The sequence below is a fragment of the Streptococcus pyogenes genome (assembly GCF_002055535.1).
In the GTDB taxonomy this organism is placed as follows: Bacteria; Bacillota; Bacilli; order Lactobacillales; family Streptococcaceae; genus Streptococcus; species Streptococcus pyogenes.
Genome location: NZ_LN831034.1, coordinates 1,449,507 through 1,466,335 on the forward strand (window position 1 = coordinate 1,449,507; position 16,829 = coordinate 1,466,335).

Annotated in this window: 16 protein-coding genes; all 16 read right to left on the minus strand. The window is 39.1% G+C overall.

What is annotated here, in order from left to right:
* Positions 1–147: 147 nt before the first annotated feature.
* On the minus strand, positions 148–1,065 hold the full coding sequence (gene trxB / locus B6D67_RS07770; protein WP_011285660.1) for a thioredoxin-disulfide reductase: 918 nt from the start codon (positions 1,063–1,065) through the stop codon (positions 148–150).
* A 63-nt stretch (positions 1,066–1,128) separates the two neighbouring features.
* Positions 1,129–1,353 carry a DUF4059 family protein gene (locus tag B6D67_RS07775; protein ID WP_002988906.1) on the minus strand — a complete coding sequence of 75 codons (225 nt, stop codon included), beginning with the start codon at positions 1,351–1,353 and terminating at the stop codon, positions 1,129–1,131.
* A 103-nt stretch (positions 1,354–1,456) separates the two neighbouring features.
* A complete protein-coding gene (locus B6D67_RS07780) occupies positions 1,457–2,200 on the minus strand; it encodes an amino acid ABC transporter ATP-binding protein (RefSeq protein ID WP_002983603.1) in 744 nt (247 codons plus the stop codon).
* Positions 2,200–3,003, minus strand: a complete 804-nt coding sequence (locus B6D67_RS07785; RefSeq protein WP_002988904.1) for an amino acid ABC transporter permease — start codon at positions 3,001–3,003, stop codon at positions 2,200–2,202. The genes B6D67_RS07780 and B6D67_RS07785 overlap by 1 nt, the downstream gene beginning before the upstream one ends.
* A 194-nt stretch (positions 3,004–3,197) precedes the next feature.
* Positions 3,198–4,541: a DEAD/DEAH box helicase gene (locus tag B6D67_RS07790; RefSeq protein ID WP_010922555.1), complete on the minus strand. Its 1,344-nt coding sequence runs from the start codon at positions 4,539–4,541 to the stop codon at positions 3,198–3,200.
* 157 nt (positions 4,542–4,698) lie between these two features.
* Complete coding sequence (gene mraY, locus B6D67_RS07795) at positions 4,699–5,709, minus strand: phospho-N-acetylmuramoyl-pentapeptide-transferase (protein WP_002988900.1); 1,011 nt, start codon at positions 5,707–5,709, stop codon at positions 4,699–4,701.
* A 1-nt stretch (position 5,710) separates the two neighbouring features.
* Entirely contained in the window at positions 5,711–7,966 is a 2,256-nt protein-coding gene (gene pbp2x, locus B6D67_RS07800; RefSeq protein ID WP_002988898.1) for a penicillin-binding protein PBP2X, read from the minus strand.
* 3 nt (positions 7,967–7,969) lie between these two features.
* The gene (ftsL, locus tag B6D67_RS07805; protein ID WP_002988895.1) at positions 7,970–8,293 is read right to left on the minus strand and encodes a cell division protein FtsL; all 324 of its coding nucleotides are present in this window, start codon (positions 8,291–8,293) and stop codon (positions 7,970–7,972) included.
* A gap of 4 nt (positions 8,294–8,297) precedes the next feature.
* Complete coding sequence (gene rsmH / locus B6D67_RS07810) at positions 8,298–9,248, minus strand: 16S rRNA (cytosine(1402)-N(4))-methyltransferase RsmH (protein ID WP_002988893.1); 951 nt, start codon at positions 9,246–9,248, stop codon at positions 8,298–8,300.
* 376 nt (positions 9,249–9,624) lie between these two features.
* A complete protein-coding gene (locus tag B6D67_RS10290) occupies positions 9,625–9,765 on the minus strand; it encodes a hypothetical protein (protein ID WP_015055982.1) in 141 nt (46 codons plus the stop codon).
* Between the two features lie 19 nt (positions 9,766–9,784).
* Positions 9,785–11,035: a glutamate-5-semialdehyde dehydrogenase gene (locus tag B6D67_RS07825; protein ID WP_010922557.1), complete on the minus strand. Its 1,251-nt coding sequence runs from the start codon at positions 11,033–11,035 to the stop codon at positions 9,785–9,787.
* Positions 11,028–11,849, minus strand: a complete 822-nt coding sequence (gene proB / locus B6D67_RS07830; protein ID WP_010922558.1) for a glutamate 5-kinase — start codon at positions 11,847–11,849, stop codon at positions 11,028–11,030. Before proB ends, B6D67_RS07825 begins: the two co-directional genes overlap by 8 nt.
* A 64-nt stretch (positions 11,850–11,913) precedes the next feature.
* Positions 11,914–13,542: an ABC transporter permease gene (locus tag B6D67_RS07835; protein ID WP_010922559.1), complete on the minus strand. Its 1,629-nt coding sequence runs from the start codon at positions 13,540–13,542 to the stop codon at positions 11,914–11,916.
* A gap of 4 nt (positions 13,543–13,546) precedes the next feature.
* Complete coding sequence (locus B6D67_RS07840; RefSeq protein ID WP_002988881.1) at positions 13,547–14,281, minus strand: ABC transporter ATP-binding protein; 735 nt, start codon at positions 14,279–14,281, stop codon at positions 13,547–13,549.
* Positions 14,282–14,314: 33 nt separating this feature from the next.
* Complete coding sequence (locus tag B6D67_RS07845) at positions 14,315–14,581, minus strand: bacteriocin immunity protein (protein ID WP_002988878.1); 267 nt, start codon at positions 14,579–14,581, stop codon at positions 14,315–14,317.
* 192 nt (positions 14,582–14,773) lie between these two features.
* Positions 14,774–16,759 (minus strand): transketolase, encoded by a 1,986-nt coding sequence (gene tkt / locus B6D67_RS07850; RefSeq protein ID WP_010922560.1) that lies wholly within the window; start codon positions 16,757–16,759, stop codon positions 14,774–14,776.
* Between the last annotated feature and the right edge of the window lie 70 nt (positions 16,760–16,829).

Here is a 16,829-nt window from a genome sequence, read left to right on the forward strand (position 1 = left end):
TACTATTTATTATATCCTTTTTTCAGAAAATTTTCAACATTTATCTAGGAAAGATATTAAGGAAAACTGTTCTTTATATTTCTTAAAGGTCTTATGCAATTTAGCTTTTTTAAGGGTGAGACAAGGAAAAATGAAGGAGTTTTAACCTTATGAAGAGAAACTTTCAAGGTAGTGATAAACACCTTGCCCTGCAATTGCACCATCTCCAACAGCTGTCGTGATTTGGCGAAGGTCTTTTTGACGAACATCTCCAATCGCAAAAATACCAGGAATACTTGTCCTCATATGATCATCTGTGATAATCCAACCTTCTGAATCGGTAATTTCTAGATCCTTTACCATACCTGTAACAGGATTCATACCAACATAGATAAACACACCTCCAAAAGCGTGGTCAGTGACTTGGCCTGTTTTCACATTTTCGATTAGGACATTGGAGACCTTAATGTCGTTACCTTGAATTTCTTTGACAACTGAATCCCAGATAAAGTCAACTTTGTCATTAGCGAAGGCACGGTCCTGCAAGATTTTCTGAGCTCTTAGTTGATCACGGCGATGAACAACGGTTACCTTTTTAGCAAACTGAGTAAGATAAATAGCTTCTTCAACTGCTGAGTCACCACCACCAACGACCAAAAGATCCTGGTCACGGAAAAACGCACCATCACATACTGCACAATAAGAAACTCCTCGACTAGTATAGTATTCTTCACCTGGAACACCTAGTACACGGTATTTAGCTCCCGTTGCAATAATAACCGTTTTAGCTTCATAACTAGCATCTTCAGTCAACACACACTTATAGTCACCAAAATTTTCTATTTTTTGAACAATACCATAAATGTTTTCAACGTTAAACTTCTCTAAAGGTTCGTACATTTTCATAGCTAATTCTGGTCCAGATATATGATCATATCCCGGGTAATTCTCTATATCAAAAGTGTTGTTCATCTGACCACCAGGTGCCCCTTGTTCAATAATGGCAACAGATAAATTACTTCTAGCAGCGTATAAAGCGGCAGTCATTCCTGCTGGTCCTGAACCAATAATTAATGTATCGTACATGATTTTTCTCCTTTAATCTACTCTTGCCAATATTTTAGCAATGATAATCCCTTCTTGCAATGATTAGGATTTTATGACAACCAAAATACTCATAAAAGCAAACGATAAAATTGGGATGGTTAAAATAGCAACCATTAGCATCTCATAAAGAAAAGCTTGTCTTTCAATCAATGTTTTATCTCTTTTGGTTTTTGCTCGCCATAAAGTCCATATTAAACAAATTAAAATCATAGTAAGGCTTGAGAGAATGAGACCTTTTACATAAAGGCTAAAGATTTCTACTAACATATTTCCACCTAGTCATTATTTCTTTCCCATAAGTTTTTCTAAAAAACATAACAAGAAAAGCCCAGGGATACCTAGACCTTTTTATTATAACAAAAGAATAACATTAAATGTATGTTTTTGAATAGCTTGCAAAAAATTCTTTGGTTCGTTCTTTTTGAGGATGTCTAAAGACTTCTTCAGGTGTTCCTTGTTCCAAGATTTTCCCTTGATCTAAAAAGAGTACTCTATCTGCCACTTGGTAAACAAAATTCATGTCGTGACTCACTAAAACCATGGTCTGTCCGGATTTAGCAGCATCAGTAATAGACTTTTCCACTTCGCCAACTAATTCCGGGTCAAGAGCCGAGGTCGGCTCATCTAGTAATAAAACATCTGGTTTCATAGCCAGAGCTCTTGCTAAAGCTACCCGTTGTTTTTGTCCCCCTGATAAATGACGTGGGTAATGATGTTTTCGATCTGCTAAACCAACCTTAGCCAATTCTGCTTGCGCCAGTTTAGTCGCTTCTTGGTCAGACAGTTTTTTGACCACCTTAAGACCTTCTTTGACATTCTCAAGGGCTGTACGACGCTCAAAAAGATTAAATTGTTGAAAAACCATGGCAAGTTTCCGACGTAAAATAAGGACTTGCTCTGTGGTAATGGTCTCAAAATCAACCGTAAAGTCACCAATGCTAATGGAGCCTGAATCTGGTTTTTCCAAATAGTTTAGGCTACGAAGGAAGGTCGATTTCCCTGCTCCTGAAGCACCAACTAAAGCAATCACTTGACCTTTTTCAATATCAAGAGCCAAACTATCTAAAACTTTTTGCCCTGAGAATGTCTTGCTCAAATTTCTAATTGTAATCATCAACGCAATTCTCCTAACTTTTCATTTCTAGCTTGTTCTGGTGCTTTGATGGCCATCTTGTTTTCAATCAAGCGACCTACTTGCTCCATCAAAATACTGATAGACCAATAGACAAGAGCAACAGAGATATAACGTTCAAAATAACGGTAATCTGATCCGCCTAGAATTTGAGCCTGGGCAAACATTTCGACAATCCCTGCATTAAAGGCAAGCGATGTTCCTTTAGTTAAGCCAATTAACCCATTAATCAAGGTTGGAATAGCCACAACAGTTGCATTAGGAATAATGACACGACGGTAAACCTGCACAGAAGTCATGCCTAGACTTTTTGCTGCTTCAATTTCACCTGTATCTACTGATAAAATGGCTGCCCGAATAGTTTCACTAGCGTAGGCTGCTTCATTAAAAGCAAAGGCTGTAATGGCAAAAATAGAAGCCGGAATTGCATTAACATTCCAATCAAAGCCATACTTCTGATTGAGAAATTTTAGAAAGAGGGGAATACCGTAGTAGGTCAACATCAACTGTACCAAAATAGGAGTTCCTCGCAAGAAACTCACAAAAATAGCTTGAATAGGGTATAGTAGCTTCACTTTATTAATTTTGACAAGGGCAAAAATCAAAGCCAAAACCAAGCCAAAGGTTGCTCCTGATAGTGTCAAACCAAGCGTAATTGGAAGCCGTTGGATAATATTTGGAATGGCATCAAAAACAGCATGCCAACTAAAAAGTTTCCCATGTGGAATCGGTGAGATGAGGTAATCATAAAAAGCCCAACCACTGGTTAAAAACACTGATGTCATGTATTTCCCCTTTGTATTTGTTTGTCTTAATATTCTAACACTCTTAGACCCACATGTAAAATAGTAAATTCGTATTATAGCAATAAGCAAAAGCTATGATCACTTTTTGTGTTAACAAATGGTAAACAATACAAGTAGCAGGTGTAAAAAAAGCAAGATTAGATGCCAATTGATCACTTGCTTGCTCTTTGTTCTTAAAAATGTTGTTTTTTGGCCTTACGCTCAGCGCGGCCCTTAGCACGATTTTCAGCACGACGTTCTTTGCGACGTTTTTCATCAACCGCCCACTGAATTTTTTTCTTGTAACCTGGTTTGACTTTTTTCTTTTTCTTTTTGACCAAACCAATCATTTCTGTGTCTAATTTTTGATAGGCTTTTTCACGGTTTTGACGGCGATCACGGTCATAGGTATCTTGAAATTCTCCATTTTTGAGCACCTTCGGTGTAAAGGCAATCCCCATTTTTTCCAGCTCTTTGATATCTGAGTCGTCACTTGGCTGGTAAAGTGTAATGGCAGTTCCTGCCATACCATTTCGACCTGTTCGGCCTACACGATGGACAAAGAAAGACAAGTCTTGTGGGATGGCGTCATTGATCACATGGCTGACCCCTTCAATGTCAATCCCACGCGCTGCTAAGTCTGTGGCAACAATGTATTCAAAGTCCAGTTTTTTGACTTGGTTCATGATGCGCTTACGTTCTCTTGGAGGAATGCCCCCATGAATCTTAGCCACTTTTAAGCCATTAGCTGTTAAAAAGGCATGCAAATCATCTGCGCGTTCCTTGGTATTGACAAAAAGCATAGCCATATAAGGCTGCATGGTTTTGAGAATCTCTAACAGTTGACCATTCTTATCACGCCCTTTTGTCGACACAAGCCAGTTATCAATGGTATCTGCGATAACGGTCTTTGTCTTGATTTGTTCAATAACAGGATTGGTCAAGTATTTTTTCAAAAAGGGTTGTAATTTCTGTGGAATAGTTGCTGAGAACACCAAAATCTGAACAGATTTTGGAAGCGAAGCTGCAATCTTATCTACCGTATCCAAAAAGCCCATGTCCATGGTCATATCGGCCTCATCCACAACAAAGGTCGTTGCTTTATGAATCGCTAAATCACCAGACTTGACCAAGTCATAAATACGACCTGGGGTCCCGATGACAATATGCGGCTGGCTGTCTTTTAGTTTTTCAATCTGACGGAGTTTGTCTGTGCCTCCAACATAGTTGGCCAAACGAATCTCTTCTTGGAAGTGCTTAGCAATCTGTTTACAAGCATCAAAAATTTGAGTTGCTAATTCACGGCTAGGTGCTGTAATAACGACTTGCACTTCTGCTTTAGCTTCATCAAGTTTTTCAAAAATGGGCAACAAAAAGGTGTGGGTTTTCCCTGAACCTGTTTTTGATTCCCCAACTAAGTCACGACCGGAGTTAACAATAGGAATCAGCCGCTTCTGGACCTCTGTTGGATTGACAAAGCCAATTTCTTCCAGCGCTTGCTGAACGTATTGCTTAAAATGATAATCTTTAAATGACATGTTTTACCTCGTTTTCTTCCATATTATATCATTATTGTTAGAGACAAGCAAAAGGAGTGGGACAACACTCGCAAAATCAGCATTTGTGGGTCATCTCCACTCTCTTATTGATGATGTTAATCAAAATGCTATTGGTGACTATTCTTGATAATCCCCCTTAGAACACGTATAAGATAGCTAAAACTAGTAAACTAGCTAGACTTCCTACTCCCCACAAAAAAGCATCTACCTGCCATTCTGACCACTTCTTGCCTTTACCAGACAAGCCTCCCAATTCCAAATGGTGGTGGAAAGGCGTCATTCTAAAAATACGACGACCTTCTCCATATTTTTTCTTGGTGTACTTGAAATAGGACACTTGCAACATCACAGAACTTGTTTCAAGAACATAAACGATCCCAATAATCAGGAGAGTCCATTCTTGACGAAGCGCAATAGAAATGGCAGCCAACATAGCTCCAAGGGCTAAACTACCTACATCTCCCATAAATACTTTAGCAGGTTTGTGATTAAAGCAGAAGAAGCCAAGCAAGGCTCCAATCATTGCTCCAATCAGTAACAAAACATCAAATTGACTCTGAACGTAGGCAATAACGCCGTAAGTCACTAGACTAATCACCACTGAGATAGAAGCTAAGCCATCGATACCATCTGTCAAATTAACGGCATTTGAAAAACCAACCACCCAAAACAAAACAAAGAATAGGTAGAAAATTCCCAGCGGCAGCTGATAACCAAACACATTAATAGAGGAAATGCCACTTGGACTAACATGTAAAAAATAGAACATCAATCCTCCAACCAACTGCAAGGCTAACTTTTGTTTGGCTGTCAATCCTTCATTGATTTGCTTAAAAATTTTTAAAAAATCATCCAAAAATCCGATAATCCCGTAAATGACAACAATTGATAAAATGCCTGAAATCAAAGCTAAACTTTGAGTGTTTTTGATCGAAAATAGACTAACCAATAACGATACTGCCGTAGCTACTAAAAGAAAAACAGTTCCCCCCATAGTCGGTGTTCCAGCTTTAGCTAAATGTTGCTTGACATCTTCATGCATTTGTTGCCCACCAATTTTTTTCAATTGATAGAATTTGATAAAATAAGGCATTGTGAAAGCAGATACCATAAAGGATATGATTGCTGCAATAAGGGTTAAAAACATGTTAATCTCCTAAAGTAATGGTCATTTTTTTTATTTTTTTCAAGGACTTACCAACATCAACACTTTGTTTCATAACACGACCAGAATCTGTTCCTTTAAAGCTGATGTCTATTCCAGTCCATTTAGCAAAGGTTTTAACATTGGATTTTGTCCAGCCATACATGTCTGGTACCTCCACAAAACGGTCTGATAATATGAGAACTTGTTGGTTTTCTGTTAACGTTTGACCGGGCTGATGCGATACTTTTTTGATCTTGCTGCCAGTACCAAGGACAACTGGCTGGACAAGGTTTCGACGCAACTCGCTTGATGTCTCACCAGGATTCTTTCCTACAAAGTTTGGTAATTTATAAGTTGTTTGACGATTAGCATCTGATACTACTGGCTTAGTTAGTGTATCTTGCATTAAGTATGCTTCTTCCAATACTGGGTTAACCACATCTTGCCAAAAAAGGGGACCAAAATGTTGTGGTTTAGTCATAGTAACATACATCAAAAAGTCTGGTTTATCAGCTGGCACCATTGCCACAACCGAATAGACATAGTTAGTCAATCCACCATCTTGATAACCACTTCCATCTTCTGAACCAATTTGTGCTGTTCCTGATTTAACAGCAACAGGTAAATCACCCACTTTAATAATTGGTCCAAATGTTTTTGAATAGAGTGTTCCAAACTCAGGGTCTGTTCCTACACCAATCATGTATTGTCTTGTTTCACTAGCGGCTTTTTTTGATACAGGTTTTCCAACAATTTCTTTATTTGCCGTTCTAAAACTTGCTGTGTTAGGATCATAAATTTGACTGATAAATTGTGGCTCTAACATCTCACCATTATTAGAAATAGCAGTAAAGGCTCTAAGCATTTGAATCTGGGTTACAGAAATCCCTTGACCAAAAGCGCTCATAGCTTGAGTCACGATATTATCAGAAGGAAATATACCTGCGTCTTCATCTTTTAAACCAAAACGAGTAGGAAAACCAAAGCGGAACTTCGTCAAATAATTCATCCATTTTGCATTACCCATTTTTTGTTCAAGTTTAGTCATCCCAACGTTACTTGAGAAGGCAAACCCTTGTGCATAATTCATGTACTGTCCTGTGGAAATGCCTTCGTTAATAGACCAGTCTTGAATAGTAGCATCTGCAATTGTCAAACCATTAGCATTGCTAAAGGTTTCGTTTGGGTTGAAAACTTTATCATCAATAGCCGCTGCCAGAGTCATCACTTTCATGGTTGAACCTGGTTCAAAATTTCCTTGATGAAGTGCACTGTACCATTTGTAGTTCGTATTTTCAAGTCCTTTCAGAGTATCAGCATTATAAGTGGGGCGTTGTGTTGTTGCCAAAATTTCACCAGTTTTAGCATTAACAAGTGTTGCACTGGCCAACTGACCATTTGATTTGGCTTGAAAAACATCCATCTGGGTTTCTAAGAAGGTCTGGATAGGCTCAGATAGCGTTGTGTAAATATCTTTGCCATCAATAGCTTTCTTGACAGTCTTACCTGTACCCAAGAGTGTGGTCCCATTTCGATCTTTTTGATAAGTAATAACACCATCTTGACCTGATAAAATTTTATCAAAAGAAGCTTCTAGACCTGTTTTTCCAACTAAACTCTTAACACCTGTCTTTTTATCTTCTGTTAGAGATGCTAGGCCTATAAATTCTGAAGCAAATGTCCCATTTGGATACATACGACCAGGACTAGTTGTGAAAGCAATTCCCTTGATTTTGGCATCTTCCATAGCCTTTTGAATAGTAGACATAGTACTATATGAAATGCCAGACCCTGACGGTCCAAACGAGACTTGGAAAAGTCCTTTACGCTTAAGCTGTTTAATTACATCTGTTTTTTTCATTCCCAGATGCTTTTTTAAAATATCAGCTACTGTTTCATACTGAGAAGGTTGTACATATAACTTTTCATCTGAAGCCGAGACAAATGATTTATCCAAAATTGCGTATATGCTATAAGTCGTAGAATCCACTGCAATAGCTGTACCATTTCGATCATAAATGGTCCCACGCTTAGCTTGGATCGTAACGGTTTCTTGATAAACCTTCTTCGCCCCTTCTGACAAACTAACTCCAAACTTTTGATCTGTTCCAATAATAATCATGAAATTAATAATGAAAATAAAGAAAATAAAGATAGTTAAGAGCATCATATTTTGTCCAACTCGAACGCGATTTTCGACTGGAGTTCTCCTATCGCGCACAACATAATCTAAAACATATTTTTGCCATTTTTTCATAGATTACTCGACTTTCTTGATATTATTATTACGGTTGCTTAAGCCTGCTTTACCAGCAATATCTATAATACGATCACGGCGAGATAACTCATTTACTTCTTGCTTGGCATTATTAAGCTCTAGTTTTTGATCCGAAATATGACTATTTAAACTAGTGATTTCTTGTTGTAGCTGCAACTTACGACTTTGCAGGTAAATAATACTTACTGCCATCGTAATCGCTGTTACAATGATAGCAGTATAAAAAGCCTTCTCAATTCTAGAGAAAGTTTTTATTCGTTTTTGCAAGGCATTTGTAACTGCCTGAGTTCTTTTTTCATTTGTCATAGGCTTATTTCCGAATTTTTTTGGCAACACGTAGCTTGGCTGAGTGTGCCCTTTTATTAGCTGTTAACTCTGAATGACTAGGTAAGATCGGCTTACGTGAAACAAGTTCAAACTTAGGTTTCATATCTTCAGGAATTAGAGGAAGCCCTTTTGGCACATCCACCGTACTAGCTTCTTTAAACAACTGCTTGGTTAGGCGATCTTCCAGAGAATGGAAGGTAATAACTGAGATACGACCATCAAGGGCTAATAATTCCATAGCGTCCTGAATAGATTCATCGGCCGCTCCCAATTCATCATTGACTTCAATGCGAATAGCTTGAAAAATCTGTTTAGCAGGGTGGCCTTTTTTCTTCAACTCTTTAGCTGGCTTTGCTGCCTTAATCAATTCTGCCAACTCTGTTGTTGTCTCAATAGGCTTAATAGCTCTTGCTTGTTCAATTTTTCGAGCGATCTGCTTGGAGAATTTATCTTCACCATATTTGAAAAAAATCTTAACCAAATCATTGAATGGATAGGTATTCACCACTTCGTAAGCTGTTAAGAGCGACTGACGATCCATGCGCATATCCAATGGAGCATCTTGTTTATAAGAAAACCCTCGTTCTCTTTCATCCAATTGCGGGCTGGAAACACCAAGGTCATATAAGATACCATCAATTTCATCAACTCCAAGCGCTGTTAAACGTGCTTTGAGGTGTCTAAAATTATCTTTAATAAAAGTTACCTGTCCTTTGTCAATATAAGATTTGAGGGTAACTTGTGCATTGTCAATAGCCTTTTGGTCTTGGTCAAAACAATAGAGGTGCCCTTCTTCACCAAGTTTGGACAACAAATAAGCTGAGTGGCCTGAGCCACCTAGCGTCGCATCAACATAAATCCCATCAGGCTTTATGTCAAGCATGTCCACTGTTTCGTGAAGGAGTACGGTCACGTGATGAAATTCTTTTGTCATAACTTTAATTGTACCATACTTCAAAAGGTTTAGAAATGAAAAAGTAAGAGAAAAGGATTTCATTCTCGTGGGAATCTTCCTCTTCTCTAATCTTGTTCTTTTTGTTCGCTATCAGCCAACTTAGCAAGCACTGACTTAGCCACTGCCTCTAGAGTTTCAACTGCTTGTAAAAGATTTTTAGCTTCCTTAATCACACAACAATCTGTCAGCGGGTTGTCTAACCAAATACCAAAGGTTTTATCCCAAATCGTATTTGGTAAGTCAGCTAATAATAGCCTATCGACGTCTGCCAGCTATCTTCGGCAGTTTTGAAGAGTAACTTGTAAGTCTATTAATAATTGGTTGACCTTGCTCATTATTTCGACGTTTGATCCAGCTAACCAGCATACCATCTCCAAAAAAAAACAAAATAGCCCCAATTTCGGACAATTTTCAATTCCAAATGAATCACCTGAATCTGATGTAAAAGTTCTTCTAAAGTAACCTTTGCTTCTTCTTTTTCTCTTTCATTAGTCATTAAGGGACCTTATAGTAGCTTATTCTCTGATATGTCCATCCCCATTAATATAAAATTTAGTGCTGGTCAAGGCTTCTAAGCCCATTGGCCCACGGGCGTGCATTTTTTGAGTAGAAATCCCAATTTCAGCACCAAGCCCAAAAACAAAACCATCGGTAAATCGTGTTGAAGCGTTGACATAAACAGCAGCAGCATCCACTAAATCTTGAAAGGTCTCTGCTGCCTTAATATCCCTTGTGATGATAGCTTCGGAATGGTGACTAGTATACTGATTTATCCAAGAAATAGCTTCTTCCAAAGAGGAAACAACCTTAACAGACATGATATAATCTAAAAATTCGGTCTCAAAATCCTCTGCTTTTGCAGGCACTGCCTGCTCAAATAACGGCAAAGCCTTGTCATCTGCCCGCCATTCTACTGGCTGAACTTGATTGATCGCTTTTTCAAGCATAGGAATAAACCTTGCTGCTACAGCTTCGTGAATTACCAATCCCTCAGCTGCATTGCAAACACTTGGGCGCTTTGTTTTAGCGTTGATAACAATCTTAGTAGCTATATCTAAGTCAGCTTGAGCATCCACATAGATATGCACATTCCCCACACCTGTTTCGATGACAGGCACTTTTGCTTTTTCCTTAACGGTCTGAATTAATTTAGCACCACCACGTGGAATCAAAACATCTACATAATCCGTTGCCTGCATCAATTCTTCAGCGACAGCATGTGAGGGATCCTCAACTAGCTGGACAGCATCTGGGGTGATCCCTGATTTTTCCAGACTTTGTCGGATCAACTTCACCAAAGCTTTATTTGAGTGAAGGGCATCTTTTCCTCCCCTTAGGATGATCGCATTATTGGTTTTGAACGCCAGACTAAAAGCATCCACTGAAACATTCGGACGACTCTCAAAAATCATCGCAATCACCCCTAGAGGAACTCTCTTTTGGAGGATTTTAAGGCCATCGAGGTTAGTATAGCCCTTAATGACTTGTCCGATTGGATCAGCTAAGTCAGCAACCTGTTGAACTCCCTGTGCTATCGCTTTAATCCGTTCTGAAGTTAAGCGCAAGCGATCCATCATGATGTCAGAAATACCATGTTCTTTAGCATTCGCTAAATCTTTTTGGTTAGCGGCTAAGAGAGTCTGTGTATCGTCAACTAATGCCTTTGCTAAGGTGCTTAAAAAGCGATTTTTAATTTGCGTCGACAAAGGTGCTATTAAAAGACTAGCTTGTTTTGCCCTTTGCCCTAACCTTCTCATATCAGTCATGCCTTACCTCTTCTATCTGCTTGAACCAGGTGCCTAGTGGTTGCCCTTCAAGCACTCTTAAAATATCTCTGGGATTAGCTCCATTCATCAAGACCATCTGTCCTTTGTTTTCAAATACCATCTGAGCAGACTGCACCTTACTTAGCATCCCACCTGTGCCAAACTTACTGCCCGCACCACCTGCTGACGCAATGATTTCTTGCGTAATATTAGCAACATGGCTGCGTAGCTGCGCATCCTCATAAATAGTAGGGTTTTTATCAAAAAGGCCATCAATATCAGACAACATGATTAATAAATCAGCTTTTGTAATACCAGCAACAACAGCAGATAAACGGTCATTATCTCCAAATTTAGTCGCATGATCCATTTCATCCACACTAACCGCATCGTTTTCATTAACAATCGGCACAATGCCCAAACTAATCAGACTTTCAAAAGCATTGGTAACATTGGCTAGACTTTCTGGGAAAACCACCACATCTCTCGTCAATAAAATTTGTGACACGTTGGTTTGGTAGTATGCAAAAATTTGTGAATAAAGACTCATCATGGCTACCTGACCAACACTGGAAACTGCCTGTTGTTTAGCAAGATTGGTCGGACGTTTTTCCATTTTCAAAATATCTAGTCCAAATCCCATCGCTCCCGATGATACTAAAATAACTTCCTTGCCCTTATTCATCAAACTTGAAATCACAAAAGCCAGTTGGTCGATTTTTTCTAAATTAATTTTACCTGTTGGTAGCACTAATGAACTAGTGCCAATTTTAATTACGATACGTGTTACATCTTCAAATTGTCGTTTCATCATACCCAAATTATAGCATAAAAAACAGCCCCAGAGGACTGTTTTTCCGAATAATGATCCCTCTTCGTTAAAGCCTCTCTAAGCTTTTCCAGAAGGTTTTTTGAATCCATAATTGCGCAAGACCTAAAACCATTAGTATTAGACAACTCAATAGAATACTAATCAACAGAGGTTGTTGGATAATATTGGCAATGATAACAGCTCCAAAACCTAGCACACCTGCAACTATTAAATTACCAAAGATAAGTCCCATTGTTAACCATTGCCCATCTCCTCTGGTAAAGAGTTGCGTCATGTCTTGCCATTTTAAATCCAGAAGCCGGTAGTCACGACGATACATCAATTCCCCTTGCACAATCAGTGATAGGGCGTAGCCAAGACAAAAAGCAATCGTTAGAAGAGGATGCAGGTGCAACACAAAGAGACCAAACACAAGATAAATCACCATAGGCACAATCAGCTGCAGACCTACAAGCAAGCAAAATTTATCCATCAAGAATTTTTTTAACGTTATTGGTAAGCTTTTAATAAAGGTAAAGTTATCCTTTTCAAGTGAAATACCTACTCCAATAAAGCTGGTTGGTGTTGCACACATGACACCCAAACTAACCCCAAATAATAAGGCTACCCCAAAGTAATCTGGGGAAATATGCTTAAAGAAACCTGTGCCACGTGACAAACTTGGACCGATAAAAAGCATCACATACATCAGGGGCATGAGATAGGTTTGTGTCAGTAAAGTTGCATTTTGTAACGTTAATAGGTGATGTTTTCGCAACAACTGCGCCAGTGATTGATTCTGATGAGGACGATTAACTGGTTTTTTAGTTTGCTTGACTTTGTTCTCGTTACTAATATAAAAAGCCTCACGATAATAAGTTGGCATCACTTTTGTGACAATACCATATACCATAGCTAGGATAAGTAACAATGGCAACCAAAAGTTAAGGAGGGCCGCAGTAGAAAACGGTGCCTGAACAACATCATAGAATCCTTTGAAATAGGGAATAGTTGGGTAATCAGTAAATACGCCATCCGTCATCGTACGCTTGTTGTTACTAATATTAATCGCAAAAATTAAGACGAAAGCGCCAAAAGTTGAGACAAACATCATGATAGTTGAAATGAGTTTTCGTTTGCGACTTCTTACAATGATTTTGCCTACCCAAGCATTGATATAAATAGCTAATACCATAGAACTCACTAGTAACACTAAAAAGAGCACGATAGCTACTAAAATAGACAAAGGATTTCCCAAGAGTTGCCAATAGGCAATTAAGAGAAGAGAGATAAGAGGCATCAAAAAGACAGCACCCATCCCTAGCGACGAGACAATTTTTGCAATATAGAGTTCTTCTGACGTTACTGGTAAGTGAATATAAAGTTTTAGGTCATTACTTTCATAAAAAATGGTGTAAAGAGAGCTAAAGGCTGTCAAGGTTGACATGATAAAAAACATAGCAACGTCAAAGGAGAAAAGTCCTGGATAATGACTGAAATCGACACCAATAAACATAAAAAGGTAAATCACCAAAAACATGGCAATCATTAAGGCCTGTTGCCTCATCATGCTTTTATAGGCTTTGAAGTTTTCTTTCGGGTGTTTTTCCTGACGCTTTTTGAGGTTAGCTAAACTTTGTGGATTGGAATAAAGAATGTTTATCTTGATAAGTTCCCAAATAGTAGACCAATTCATGCCATCACCCCTCTTCTTGCGCCTTACGCCCAGCGAGTTCAAGGTAGATGCTCTCCAAGTCTTTGTCAGGATGGTGTTCTTTCAACTCATCAATCGTTCCAACAAAAATCAATTTCCCTTTTTTTAGAATCCCGATACGATCACATAACTGCTCAGCGACTGATAGCACGTGAGTCGAAAATAAGACTGTATGTCCAGAAGCTGCATGAGCTTTCATCATTTCTTTAAGGTCAAAAGAAGCCTGAGGATCCAAACCTGTTAATGGTTCATCCAAAATCCAGATGTTAGGATTTGATACAAGAGCACCAATCACAATCACTTTTTGGCGCATCCCATGTGAGAAACTATCAATGGTTTGATTAACTTCTTCCTTCAGTTCAAAAAGTGTTGTCAGCTGTGCTAACCGTTCTTCTCTGTCCTCGTCTGACACCCCATAAATTTTAGCTAAAAACTGCCAATACTCATTTGGAGTTAGATTCAAGAAAATATCAGGAGAATCTGGCACATAAGCAATTTGTTTTTTGATAGCTTCTCTATTTTCTGTCAGAAGTTGACCATCCACAAATACTTCGCCATAACTCGCTTCGATAATAGAAGTCAAAATGCTGATGGTCGTGGTTTTACCTGCACCATTATGTCCGATAAGGCCAAAAATTTCACCGTCATTGATGGTGACGTTTAAATCGCTGAGAGCTTCTTTGTCGCCATACAACTTTGAAACATGTTTAAATTCTATCATGGTATCCTTTTTCCTTTTCTTCTCTTTTTCTCCCTAGACTGATGAGGCTTCCTCTAAAATATACTTTTCCAATGACTGCTTAAAACGGCAAAGCGATTTTGGAAGTAAAATGTCATTATCAAGTAAGTAATTATCCACATCTTGGTTTAGTTGGTAGGCAACAAGAAGTGGGTTACTGTGTTTAATTAATCTATTAGAAGCTGCTAAAAGTAGCTGCGACAAGGCCACATTTTCACGATTTTCTGGATAATCATAAGCCTGTCTAATCACATCGTATAAGCGCTGTCGTTTCTTTTCCATTTATACTCCTTTATTTTTTGTACTTTTACGCTAATACAATAACAATTAAATTATAATTTTTATGAATCGTTTTGTCAATGACTTCTTATCAAAAGAAGTGTATTAGGCAGTTTGAGGAAAAGAAAGAACTGGGTATTTTATTTTAAAAAAACAGAGTAAATCAAATGATTTACTCTGTTTGGGATGTTTAACTTAGAGTGATTTGTATAACTCAGTTGCATTTGCCACAGTGAAACCATATTCTTCGAAGATACGATTTCCTGGAGCTGAAGCACCCCAAGTGTCAATGGTCAATGTTTTTCCTGATAGGCCGACATATTTTGCCCAGCCAAAGCTTGAACCTGCTTCGATAGCGAGACGTTTAGTCACAGCTGCTGGTAGGATGCTTTCTTTATACTCTGCTGACTGTTCGTCAAAGATATTTTGTGATGGCATAGATACGACACGCACATGAATGCCTTCTGCTTCAAGAGCTTCTTGAGTATCCATTGCCAGTTTCACTTCTGAACCTGTTGCAATCAAGATACCATCAAGGTCGCCTTTGGCTTCTGACAAGATATAAGCTCCTTTGCTAAGACCATCTTCTGCCAATTCTTTTGTGCCCTCAAGCACTGGAAGGTTTTGACGCGTCAATACAAGCATGGTTGGGCGATCTGTTTCAGCAATGGCACGTTTCCAAGCAGCATTTGTTTCGTTACCGTCTGCTGGACGAATAACGTTCAAGTTAGGCATTGAGCGAACACTTGCCAATTGTTCAATTGGTTCGTGCGTTGGCCCATCTTCACCGACAGCGATAGAATCATGTGTCATGACATAAACTGTTGGCAAGTTTTGGAGCGCTGCCATACGAACAGCTGGAAGAAGATAGTTTGAGAAGACAAAGAAGGTTCCGCCGTAAACGCGTGTCCCGCCGTGAAGGGCAATACCGTTCATGGCTGCAGCCATGGCAAATTCACGAACGCCAAACCAGATGTTACGGCCTTCGTAGTGACCTGGTTGGAAATCTGTTTCAGCCTTAACCATAGTATTGTTTGAAGCTGAAAGGTCTGCTGACCCACCCCAGAAAGAGGCTACTTGTTCTGAAATTTGTTGGATGGCTTGTTGACTGGATACACGACTCGCCATTGAACTACCAAGTTCGTGCGCTTCAAGTTCTACTTGAGCAGCTTCGTTAGTAAAGGCTTTTTGGTATTCTGCTGCTAATTCTGGATATTCTGCTTCATAAGCTGCAAACAAGTCATTCCAGGCTTGTTCTGCTTTTTCACCACGCGCTTGAAGACCTTGAGCAAAGCGCTCTGTTACTTCAGCAGGCACTTCAAAATCTTGATGAGTCCATTGGTAAGCTTTTTTGGCAAAAGCAATGCCTTCTGCTCCAAGAGGAGCGCCGTGAACAGCTGAAGTTCCTTGTTTTTCGGCACCAAAACCAATAATGGTTTTGACTTCGATGATGGTTGGTTTCTCAGTTTCAGCTTTAGCTGCTTCAATAGCAGCTGCAATTTCTTCTAAATCATTTCCATCTTTCACAAGGATATGTTGCCAACCATAAGCTTCGAAACGTCCTTTCACATCTTCTGTGAAAGCCATAGAGGTTGGACCATCAAGAGAGATGTCGTTTGAATCATATAGCAAGACCAATTTCCCAAGTTTTAAATGTCCTGCCATACTTGCTGCTTCTTGGCTGACCCCTTCCATAAGGTCACCGTCACCATTCAAAGCAAATGTGTAGTGATCAACGATGTCAAAGCCTGGTTTGTTAAATTTAGCTGCTAGATGAGCTTCTGCCATGGCCATCCCAACGGCATTTGCGATCCCTTGACCAAGAGGTCCTGTGGTTGCTTCGACACCGTCTGTGTGGTTCACTTCTGGGTGACCTGGTGTTTTAGAACCCCATTGACGGAAGTTCTTTAAATCTTCTACAGATAAATCATAACCAGCTAAGTGTAACAAGCTATAAAGCATGGCACTTCCATGACCTGCTGATAGGATAAAACGGTCTCTGTTTGACCAATTACGGCTTGTTTTGGGATTGATGTTCATGAAGTGATTCCAAAGAACATAGGCCATAGGTGCTGCCCCCATTGGAAGTCCTGGGTGTCCAGAATTTGCCGCTTGAATGGCATCCATTGATAGGGTGCGGACAGTGTTTACTGCCAACTGGTCAATTGCATCAAATGTCATAAGTAAAACCTCTCTGTTTATTACAACTAAAATTAAACGTTTTCTATTGTCTATTGTATCACAAAAATAG